This window comes from Roseitalea sp. (genome assembly GCF_984466335.1).
In genome coordinates, this window is record NZ_CFIFWG010000116.1 from 1 (window position 1) to 9,921 (window position 9,921).

10 protein-coding genes are annotated in these 9,921 nt (G+C 67.7%); all 10 read right to left on the bottom strand.

Annotated features, from left to right (window positions below):
* Positions 1–10: 10 nt before the first annotated feature.
* Positions 11–424 carry a hypothetical protein gene (locus AC5E6L_RS10955; RefSeq protein WP_491773257.1) on the bottom strand — a complete coding sequence of 138 codons (414 nt, stop codon included), beginning with the start codon at positions 422–424 and terminating at the stop codon, positions 11–13.
* Positions 421–1,095: a response regulator transcription factor gene (locus AC5E6L_RS10960; protein WP_491230264.1), complete on the bottom strand. Its 675-nt coding sequence runs from the start codon at positions 1,093–1,095 to the stop codon at positions 421–423. Before AC5E6L_RS10960 ends, AC5E6L_RS10955 begins: the two co-directional genes overlap by 4 nt.
* 127 nt (positions 1,096–1,222) lie before the next feature.
* A complete protein-coding gene (locus tag AC5E6L_RS10965; protein WP_491230265.1) occupies positions 1,223–2,719 on the bottom strand; it encodes a Do family serine endopeptidase in 1,497 nt (498 codons plus the stop codon).
* 397 nt (positions 2,720–3,116) lie between these two features.
* On the bottom strand, positions 3,117–4,352 hold the full coding sequence (locus tag AC5E6L_RS10970) for a bifunctional alpha/beta hydrolase/OsmC family protein (RefSeq protein ID WP_491773260.1): 1,236 nt from the start codon (positions 4,350–4,352) through the stop codon (positions 3,117–3,119).
* 29 nt (positions 4,353–4,381) lie between these two features.
* Positions 4,382–4,858 carry a cytochrome c-type biogenesis protein gene (locus AC5E6L_RS10975; RefSeq protein ID WP_491230362.1) on the bottom strand — a complete coding sequence of 159 codons (477 nt, stop codon included), beginning with the start codon at positions 4,856–4,858 and terminating at the stop codon, positions 4,382–4,384.
* The gene (locus tag AC5E6L_RS10980) at positions 4,855–6,861 is read right to left on the bottom strand and encodes a heme lyase CcmF/NrfE family subunit (protein WP_491230363.1); all 2,007 of its coding nucleotides are present in this window, start codon (positions 6,859–6,861) and stop codon (positions 4,855–4,857) included. Before AC5E6L_RS10980 ends, AC5E6L_RS10975 begins: the two co-directional genes overlap by 4 nt.
* A 21-nt stretch (positions 6,862–6,882) precedes the next feature.
* Entirely contained in the window at positions 6,883–7,362 is a 480-nt protein-coding gene (gene ccmE, locus AC5E6L_RS10985; RefSeq protein ID WP_491230364.1) for a cytochrome c maturation protein CcmE, read from the bottom strand.
* Positions 7,359–8,561: a c-type cytochrome biogenesis protein CcmI gene (gene ccmI / locus AC5E6L_RS10990; RefSeq protein WP_491773263.1), complete on the bottom strand. Its 1,203-nt coding sequence runs from the start codon at positions 8,559–8,561 to the stop codon at positions 7,359–7,361. Before ccmI ends, ccmE begins: the two co-directional genes overlap by 4 nt.
* Positions 8,562–8,652: 91 nt before the next feature.
* The gene (locus AC5E6L_RS10995) at positions 8,653–9,108 is read right to left on the bottom strand and encodes an RT0821/Lpp0805 family surface protein (RefSeq protein ID WP_491773265.1); all 456 of its coding nucleotides are present in this window, start codon (positions 9,106–9,108) and stop codon (positions 8,653–8,655) included.
* A 97-nt stretch (positions 9,109–9,205) separates the two neighbouring features.
* On the bottom strand, positions 9,206–9,921 hold a 716-nt coding region (locus AC5E6L_RS11000), incomplete at its 5' end, for an ATP-binding protein (protein WP_491773267.1).

A 9,921-nucleotide genomic window follows, 5' to 3' on the forward strand; every position in this document is an offset into this window, starting at 1 on the left:
GGCGAGCGGTTCAGCTCGCTTGCATCAGGTGACCGCGGAACTTCTCGTAAGCGAACGGCCGGCGCGTCCAGCCGGGCGTGTCGAGCACGCCGGGCTCAAGCGCGCGCACATTGCCGGTCAGAATGCGCCCGGCCGGGTCTGCCACCAGATAGACGAACGCCCCAGGAGCCCGCGCGCGACGGTCGATGGCGACGATGAGCGCGCGCATGCCGTTGCGCTGGTAGATGCGGTCGAGCGAACGCAGCTCCTGCTCGATGGCCGCGCGCGTCTCGTTCATGAAAAAGCCGGCAGCGAGCGAGTTCATGTAGAAGACGACCAGCACCGCGCAGACGCCGAACAAAAGAAGATACAGCGCCGAAAGACGCACCGCGGTGGTCTTGACAATCGCACCGAGCCGGCGGTGACGGGGGGGCGCGGCGCTCATTGCCCGCGCATGACATAGCCGGCGCCGCGCACAGTGTGCAGCAGCGGCTTGTCGAAGCCCTTTTCAATCTTGGCGCGCAGCCGCGAGACATGAACGTCGATCACGTTCGTCTGCGGATCGAAGTGATAGTCCCAGACATGTTCGAGCAGCATGGTGCGGGTGACGACGCGGCCGGCATTGCGCATGAGATATTCGAGCAGGCGGAACTCACGCGGCTGCAAGGTGATGTCGCGGCCGGCGCGGGTGACACGGCGCGAGAGCCGGTCCAGTTCGAGATCGGCCACGCGATAGGCGGTTTCGCCGTCGTCGCCGCCGCTGCGGCGCTGCAAAACCTCAAGGCGCGCGAGCAGTTCGGAAAAGGCGTAGGGCTTGGTGAGGTAATCGTCACCGCCCGCCCTCAGGCCGGTGACGCGGTCGTCGACCTCGCCGAGCGCCGACAGGATCAACACCGGCGTGCGGTCACCCTCGGCGCGCAGCTGGGCGAGGACGGACAAACCGTCGCGCCCGGGCAGCATGCGGTCGACGATCAGGGCGTCGTAGGCGCCGGCCGAAGCCATCGCGTAGCCATCATCGCCGTCATGGGCGAGATCGGCGTTGTGGCCCGCCTCGCCCAGCGCCTTCTTCAGATAGGCGGCCGCCTGCGGATCGTCCTCGATGATCAGCACCTTCATGGCGACGGTCATAGCAGGGGCGCGGGCGGCTCGGAAGGCCGGCGGCGGGCTTGAGGGGGAAGGCCCGCCGCCGGGACCGTCCGGAGGGGATGACATGGAAAGACCCCGGACGGAGCCGGATCAGCGGTCAGCCGCGCGGCAGAGGCACGGCGACGAAGCGGCTGGCGCTTTCGCCCTCAAGCCTCAGCAGGGCCGCGCCGCGGCCCGCTTCGGCGACCTCGGCGAAGCGTTCCTCCACATCGGCCGCCGAGGCGACCGGCCGGTTGTTGACCTCGCGGATGAGGTCGCCGACGCGGATGCCCGCCTGAAAGGCAGGACCATCGGGGTCGACATCGGTGATCAGCACGCCGCCGCCACCCTCGGCGGGGACCAGCGTCAGGCCGAGATCGACCATCGCCGAAGGCTCGACCGGATCGGACCGCGAAGGCGCGGGGGGCTGGCCGGCCAGTTCCTGAAGCGAGGGCAGTGCGCCCAGCTCCACCGAGATATCGCTGGGCTGGCCATCGCGCTGCACGGTGATCGTCACCTGGCTGCCCGGATCGAAGTCGGCGATGGCGCGCGACAGCTCACGCGGATCGTCGACCGTGTCGCCATTGACGGCGGTGATCACGTCGCCGGCGCGAATGCCGGCGCGCTGGGCGGGCGCACCCTCTTCAGGGTCGGCGACGATGGCGCCGGATGCCCGGGCAAGGCCGAGCGATTCGGCGATCTCGTCGGTGACGGGCTGAATGCGCACGCCGAGCCAGCCGCGCTGCACATCGCCGTCCTCGACCAGTTCGGCAACCACATCGGAGGCGACCGAAGAGGGGACGGCAAACGCAATACCCACATTGCCGCCCGAAGGCGAGAAGATGGCGGTGTTCACGCCGACCACCTCGCCGGAAAGGTTAAAGGTCGGGCCGCCCGAATTGCCGCGGTTGACGGCCGCATCGATCTGCAGGAAATCGTCATAGGGACCGGCACCGATGTCGCGGCCGCGGGCGGAGACGATCCCCGCGGTCACGGTGCCGCCAAGACCGAACGGGTTGCCGACGGCGACCACCCAGTCACCGACCCGGGTGGCGCTGTCGTCGCCGAAGGCGACATAGGTGAAGTCGCGGACCGCATCGACCTTGAGCACCGCCAGATCGGTGCGCGGGTCGGCGCCGACGAGTTCGGCATCGAATTCGGTGCCGTCGTCCGTGATGACGGTGAATTCCTCGCCGTCCTCGATGACGTGGTTGTTGGTGACCAGGAACCCGTCGTCGGAGATGAAGAAGCCGGAGCCCTGGCTGACCGGGCGGGCGCGGCGCGGCCGGTCGGGCTGGCGCTCACCGAACCGGTCTCCGAACTCGCGGTCCCAGAAACGGCGGAACGGATGCCCCTCGGGCAGGTCCTCGAACGGGCCGCCATGGAAGTCGAAGCCGCCGGACACGGTGTCGACACGGGTGCGCACGCGCACCGAGACGACGGCCGGCGAGACGGCCGCGACCACGTCGGCAAAGCCGGGAGCGACGACGGGGGCGTCGAGCTGCACGGCTTGCGCATAGGCGGGATCCGCAAGCCGGGACGCGCCATAGCCGACAAAGCCGGCGCCGACGACGGCCAGGGCCATCATGGCCGCGGTGAAGCGGGGCGTTTTCATCTTCGGTCATCCTCTTTTCGAAATCGTGGCGCGGGGCGGTGCCCCGCATCTCAATCTAGGGAAGCGAAGATTGCCCGAACATGGCCGCTACATGAATTATCGGTAAGGTTGGGTCACGAGGTGGTGACGCCGTATGAGCGCTAGAGCGCGTCCGGCGAAGGTGGAATCACCGGAGCCGATCGTGCCACCGCCCAAGATACCGGCGACCCAGGGCTGGTCGATATACGCGCAATATGCTGTTACGCCGAGCGCCAGAGTGACAAAAAGCCGCCAGGCCCGACGCCATGCTACAGGACACGCCAACCCTTCTAGCGCGAACCGGCGTGCGCAGCGAAAACGACTGATTGAGCGTACGCTTTGACATCGTGCCCGGAAACCATCATCGCCGTGCCCTTTTTCAGACCCCCTGCCCCGCCTCGACCTTCGTCACCACGGTCGCATTGCCTTCGAGCGTCTTGTGCACCGGGCATTTGCCGGCGATCTCCTCAAGCTTGCCGGCCAGCTCCGGCGGCACCGGGCCGTCGACCGTGATCACCCGCTCGAACCGATCGACCTTGCCGCCCCTGGCCTTGGATTCGTCTGTGCAGTCGGCGCAATCGTCCGCATGCACCTTGGCATGGCTGACATCGACGGTGACCGCGCCCAGATCGAGCTTCTTGAAGCTCGCATACATGCGCAGCGTCATCGATGTACACGCGCCGAGCGCCGCCGACAGGAAATCGTAAGGGGTCGGGCCGGTGTCGGTGCCGCCGACCGAGGGCGGCTCGTCGGCGAAGAAGCGATGCGTTCCGGCCTGCACGACGTTCTGGAACTTGCTCGCGCGCGTTTCGGTCACGCGCACATGTTCGATCGGCTCGGTCCCCTGCGGTTCGTCCTTGGGCAAAAGGCGCGAGGCCCAGCCGGCGATCACCTGGGCGGCGAACTCGGCATCCTCGGCCCCGGACAGAAGATGGTCGGCCTTGTCCAGCGAAACGAAGCTCTTGGGGTGCCTTGCCGCCGCGAAGATGCGGGTGGCGTTGTCGATGCCCACGATCTGGTCGATCGGCGAATGCATGACCAGAAGCGAGGCGCGCAGCGCGGCGATCCGGTCGGTCAGGGTCGTTTGTCGCGCTGCGTCGACAAAGCCCTTGCCGATGCGGAAATTTCGCCCGGCCAACGTCACCTCGGCCGATCCCTCGCGCTCGATCTCATCGATGCTGGCGGCGAAATTGTGCAGCACATGCTCGGCGTCGGCCGGCGCGCCGATGGTGACCACACCCTTGACCTCCGGGATGTCGCCGGCGGCGGCCAGCACCGCCGCCCCGCCCAGCGAATGGCCGATCAGCAGAACCGGCGCCTCGCCATTGTCGCGCAGATGATCGGCCGCCGCGATCAGGTCGGCGACGTTCGAGACGAAGGAGGTGTTGGCGAACTCGCCCTCCGAAGAACCCAGACCGGTGAAGTCGAAGCGCAGGACCGCAACGCCGAGACGGGCGAGATTGGCGGCGATGCGGCGCGCGGCGACGATGTCCTTGGTGCAGGTGAAGCAGTGGGCGAACAGCGCATAGCCGCGAACCGGACCGTCCGGCCGGTCGAAGCGCGCGGCAAGCTGGTGGCAGTCACGGGACGGAAAGGTGCGTTTTTCGACCGGCATGGCATTCTCCCCTCATCGACAGGGCATACCTAATCGTCCCGGCGTTCACCTTCATCTAAAATTTTCGCGACGCGCGCCCGTTCGTCGTCGGTCAGCGCCTCACCCAGCCTTGATCGGCTCTGGCGCCGGCCGAAGCCGAAGGCGACCATGCCGCCGAGCAACAAAATGACGACAGGGGTCGCCCACAAGAGCGCGTTCCGGGCCGAAAAGGTCGGGCGCAGCAGAACGAACTCGCCGTACCGGTCCACCACATAGGCAACGACATCTTCATCGCTGTCGCCTGCGACCAGCCGGTCGCGCACCAGCGCGCGCAGATCGCGGGCGAGTTCGGCGTCGGAATCGTCGATCGACTGGTTCTGGCAGACCATGCATCTGAGGCCCGCCGAAATGTCGCGCGCGCGCTCCTCAAGGGCGGGATCGTCGAGAATCTCGTCGGGATTGACGGCATGGGCCGGCGCGGCGGCGAGTGCCAGGGCCAGCACGAAGGCGGGCGCAAGGCGCCTCATTCCGCAGGCTCCGGCCTGGTGGCGACAGGCGCCCCCTGGCGGCGGCGGGCGGCGACCGGCGCGCCGATCCTGAGACGCCGGTCGGACAGCGAGATCAGGCCGGCGAGCACCATGACGATGGTGCCGTGCCAGATGAGCGTGACCCAGGGCTTGTACCAGATGCGCACGACGATCGAATCGGTGTCGGGCGCGGGATCGCCGAGCGCGATATAGTAATGGCTGAACAGGCCCACCATCTGGATGCCGGCCTCGGTGGTCGGCATGCGGCTTGCCACGTAGATGCGCTTTTCGGGCTCCACGGTGCCGATTTTGCGGCCCTTGCGCGTGATCGTGAAAACACCCCTGTCATAGGTGAAGTTGGGGCCCTTGCCGGGCGTCAGCGCATCGAACGCGACGTCGTAGCCGGCAAAACTGGTGGTGTCGCCGGGCACCATGCGCAGCACGGTCTCCTGCTCGAATGTGGTCACGCCGACAATGCCGAGCATGGTCACGCCAAGGCCGGCATGGGCGAGCGCGGTGCCCCAGCTCGACCCGGGCAGCCCCTTCAGGCGCGACCATCCCCTTGCAAAGCCGTTCCTTTTGAACCCCGCCTTCTGCCAGACGTCGGCGAACGCGCCGACGATCAGCCAGAAGGCGATCGCGAAGGCGAACGCCGAAAGGACCGGCGCATCGTAGAACCAGTAAGCCAGGACCAGCGCGGCCAGGAGCGAAAGCGCGGCGACGAGCCAAAGGCGCTCGGCGGCGGCATGAAGGTTGCCGCGCTTCCAGGCCAGCAGCGGGCCGAACGGCACCGCCATCAGCAGCGGGATCATCAGCGGAATGAAGGTGTAGTTGAAATAGGGCGCGCCGACCGAGATCTTCTCGCCGGTCACCGCCTCGACCAGGAGCGGATAGAGCGTGCCGATCAGCACGGTCGCCGTCGCCGTCGTCAGGAACAGATTGTTGAGCACGAGCGCGCCCTCGCGGCTGACCGGATGGAACATGCCGCCATTGCGCAAGGTGCCCGCGCGCAGGGCGAACAGGATCAGCGAGCCGCCGACGAAGAAGATCAGGATCATCAGGATGAACAGGCCGCGCTGCGGGTCGGTGGCGAACGCATGCACCGAGGTCAGAACGCCGGAACGCACCAGGAAGGTGCCGAGCAGGGAAAAGGAAAAGGCCAGGATGGCGAGCAGGATCGTCCAGACCTTCATCGCCTCGCGCTTTTCCATGACGAGGGCGCAGTGCAAGAGCGCCGTGCCGATCAGCCAGGGCATGAAGGAGGCGTTCTCGACCGGGTCCCAGAACCACCAGCCGCCCCAGCCCAGCTCGTAATAGGCCCAGTAGGAGCCCATCGAGATGCCCGCGGTCAGGAAGACCCAGGAGACCAGCGTCCAGGGGCGCACCCAGCGCGCCCAGGCCGCGTCGATGCGGCCCTCGATCAAGGCCGCCACGGCAAAGGAAAAGCAGATCGAAAAGCCGACATAGCCCAGATAGAGAAGCGGGGGATGGATCGCCAGGCCGATATCCTGGAGGATCGGGTTGAGATCGCGCCCCTCCATCGGCGGGGGCGTCAGCCGCTCGAACGGGTTGGAGGTCAAGAGGATGAAGAGCGCGAATGCGACCGTCACCGAGCCCTGAACGGACAGGACGGCGGCCTTCAGGCGCGAAGGCAGATTGCCGCCGAAGAAGGCGACCAGCGCGCCGAACAGGGCAAGGGTGAGAATCCACAGCAGCATGGACCCCTCGTGATTGCCCCACACGCCGGTGATCTTGAAGATGAGCGGCTTGTCGGAAAACGAATTCGCCCAGACATTGCGGACCGAAAAGTCCGAGACGACATAGGCCCAGGTGAGCGCTGCGAAGGAGATGGCGATGACGAGGAACGTCGCGATCGTCAGCGTCGGGGCGACACCGAGCATGCGGGCGTCGTCGGCGCGCAGGCCAAGCAGCGGCACGATCGTCTGAGCCAGCGACAGGGCAAGGCCGAGCACAAGCGCATAGTGACCCAGTTCGACGATCATGGCCGGCCTCCCCGTCCCCGCTCAGTAGCCGCCGCTCGCCGGGGCATCTTCGATGGCCGGCAGGCCGCCCTTCCAGACGCCCTGTTCCTTGAGCGCCTCGGCCACCTCGCGCGGCATGTAGGTCTCGTCATGCTTGGCGAGCACCATGTCCGCCCGAAACGTGCCGTCCGGCTCCAGCGTTCCCTCGGCGACGATCCCCTGCCCCTCGCGGAACAGGTCGGGCAGAATGCCGCCATAATGCACGGTGACGGCGTGGTTGGCGTCCTCTATGGCGAACCGGACGCGGGCATCGTGCAGCGTTTCGACCGAGCCCATCACGACCAGGCCGCCAAGCCGCAGACGGCCCCCATTGTCGGCGGCGCTCGCCGAGGCCACGATGTCGGTCGGCGTGCGGAAAAAGGCCACCTTTTCGCTGAGCCCGGTCAGCACGAGCGCGACCGCGGCGCCCAGAACGCCAAGAGCGCCGAAGATCACGGCCGAGCGCTTCTGTCTGCGCGTCATCGCCAATGGTCCCTGAGATCCAGACCCAGCCCGCTTGCGAAAACACGCAGTTCCTCAAGCGCTTCGGGCCTGTCGCCATAAACCGCATGGGCCCGTTCTAGCGCATCGCGGACCGCTTCGGGTTGATCGAGGACAATCCGGGCGCGAATGAGACGCTTCCAGCCCTCAAGATCGTCGGGATCGTCGCGCAGACGCGCATCGAGCGAAGCGACCATGTCTTGGACCATCGCGCCGCGCGCGCCGGCGTCGAGTTCGCCGGCCTGCGTGAGCGTATCGGCATCGAGCGCCGGGGGACGGCCGGCCGCCTGGGCCGGCGGGGCGGCTTCGGCAAGCTGCGCCAGGCTCTGGTCGGCGACCGCGCGCCAGGCCGGATCGGCACCCGCATCGGTCGCCAGATCGGTCCAGACCCGCCGCGCGTTCCCATAGTCGCCGATCTGCACCGCGCCGAGCCCGTCGAAGAAACGGGCGCGCGCATCGGCCGGATCGGCGGCGAGCGCCCGGTCGAAGGCGCTTGCGGCTTCCTCGGTCACGATGCCGCCGGCGGCGGTCACCATCACCTCGCCGAAGCCGGAAAGCCGCTGCGGCGTTTCGCCCAGCAGCCGGATCGCGTTGCGATAGGCCGTCTGGGCCTTGCCGACCTCGCCGAGCCGGAAATAGACCGGCGCGAGCACGTCCCAGCCGCTCCCGTCACCGGGATTGTCGCGCAGATGAACCTCGGCGCGCGTGACCAGATCACGCAGTTGCACCTGGGTTTGCTCTTGCACAGCCCGTTCCTGTAGCGCCGCCTCGATCCGCATGGCGAGCGGCTGGGCCTCATAGCCCGGCGAGCCGATGCCGGTGTAGACGACGAGACTGAGGCCCGGCACGAAGACAAGGGCGAACAGGGCCGGAACGGCGCGGCCGGAGCGCGGCGCGGGCGCCGTGCCCGCTTCGGCCGGGCGGGCCGCGAGCATCCGGTCCTCGACGGCCAGGATGCGGCGCGCCACCTCGTTGCGCGCCTGCTGCGCCTGGCTCGGCGAGATCGCGCCCCGCGCCTGCTCGGCCTTCAGTTCCTCAAGCTGGTGGCGATAGACCGCGATGTCGTGCTCATGGTCCTGGGAGCGGCCGGGGCCGGCAGCGCCACGCGCCGAAAGGAGCGGCCGGAACCCGATCACCACCGCGGCCACGGTCAGCGCCAATACTGTCAGCCAAAAAAACATCGCCTTCAAATATCGTCAGGTCCGGGCGTTTCCAAGCAAAACCGGCTGCGACATAGGTGCAGCCGGGTCGCACATTTGCGTGACGGACCGGTCAGGACAGCAGCGTCCAGCTCCCGTCCGGGTTGCGGCAGGCCGTACCGCGCATCACGGTCGGCGCGCCGGCGCCCGATGTCACCTTATGGGTGTATTGGCGGCAATCCTGCGAGCCCACGCGATAGGGCTGGGACGGCACGACGGCGCCGGACAGCGCGCTGTCGCCGGACCGCCAGTTGACCGCATCGCCGGCCGGCGTGAACTCAAGCGCGCGATATTCGCTTTGGAGCGCCGCGAGCCGGTCCGCGCGGCTGATGGGCGGCAGATCGACGCGACCGATCAATCCGCCCTGAAGCGGTTCGAGCAGGGCCGTCCCGGCGGCCGGCGCGACGGCGACGCTTGCACCGGCACCGGTGCGGGACGCGCCGCCGCCAAGGCCCGCGCAACCGCTCAACACGAAAAGGGCCAGACCGCTTGCGGCGATGGTCTTTGAAACGGATGCACGGGTGCCCATGGCTCTCATTCGATCCTGCACCTTCGATCCTGAAACCTGGTGAAATCTCGGTCGGCTCGCATTTACGGGGCAAACGATGCGGCCGCAACATGGCCGTTCACGAAACGGCGCGCGCAGCCGGCAGGGCAACCGTCACCATCAGGCCGCCGCGCGCGCTTTCGGACAGCGTCACCTCGCCCCGATAGGCGCGCACGGTCTCGACGACGATCGACAGGCCAAGACCCGTGCCGGGCTTGGTCTCGTCGAGCCTGCGGCCGCGCTTGAGCGCGTCGGCGCGCTCCTTGGCCGATATGCCCGGCCCGTCATCCTCGACACTGACCGTGAAGACCCCCGCCTCGCCCGGCGCGAGCGTCACCGCAACGGTCCGGCGGCCCCATTTGCACGCGTTTTCGAGCAGGTTGCCGCAGACCTCCTCGAAATCCTCCTTCTCGCCGGCAAAGGCGATGGCGGTCGCGGGCAGCGACAGATCGATGGTCTTTTCGGGATTGAGCTTGCCCATCACCCTGACCAGCCGTTCGAGCGCCTGGCCGGTGTCGGTGCGAAAGGCCGCGCCGCCGGCCTGGGCGGCGATGCGGGCGCGGTTGAGGTAGTGCTCGACCTGCGTCTTCATGGCGCCCGCCTGATCGCCGACAAGGCGCGGGTCGACGGGCCGCCCGCCGGCCGCCTCGTTCTGCAACACGGAAATCGGCGTCTTGAGCGAATGAGCCAGATTGCCGACCTGGGTGCGGGCGCGCTCGACGATGCGCCGATTGTTGTCGATCAGCATGTTCATCTCGTCGACCATGGGCTGGATCTCGTCGGGGTAGCGGCCGG

What these genes read in the sequence shown, in the direction of transcription:
- AC5E6L_RS10960 (WP_491230264.1), bottom strand. Translation starts at nt 1,095, where the DNA reads ATGAAGGTGCTGATCATCGAGGACGATCCGCAGGCGGCCGCCTATCTG.
- AC5E6L_RS10970 (WP_491773260.1), bottom strand. Translation starts at nt 4,352, where the DNA reads ATGCCGGTCGAAAAACGCACCTTTCCGTCCCGTGACTGCCACCAGCTT.
- ccmE (WP_491230364.1), bottom strand. Translation starts at nt 7,362, where the DNA reads ATGACGCGCAGACAGAAGCGCTCGGCCGTGATCTTCGGCGCTCTTGGC.
- AC5E6L_RS10955 (WP_491773257.1), bottom strand. Translation starts at nt 424, where the DNA reads ATGAGCGCCGCGCCCCCCCGTCACCGCCGGCTCGGTGCGATTGTCAAG.
- ccmI (WP_491773263.1), bottom strand. Translation starts at nt 8,561, where the DNA reads ATGTTTTTTTGGCTGACAGTATTGGCGCTGACCGTGGCCGCGGTGGTG.
- AC5E6L_RS10995 (WP_491773265.1), bottom strand. Translation starts at nt 9,108, where the DNA reads ATGGGCACCCGTGCATCCGTTTCAAAGACCATCGCCGCAAGCGGTCTG.
- AC5E6L_RS10975 (WP_491230362.1), bottom strand. Translation starts at nt 4,858, where the DNA reads ATGAGGCGCCTTGCGCCCGCCTTCGTGCTGGCCCTGGCACTCGCCGCC.
- AC5E6L_RS10965 (WP_491230265.1), bottom strand. Translation starts at nt 2,719, where the DNA reads ATGAAAACGCCCCGCTTCACCGCGGCCATGATGGCCCTGGCCGTCGTC.
- AC5E6L_RS10980 (WP_491230363.1), bottom strand. Translation starts at nt 6,861, where the DNA reads ATGATCGTCGAACTGGGTCACTATGCGCTTGTGCTCGGCCTTGCCCTG.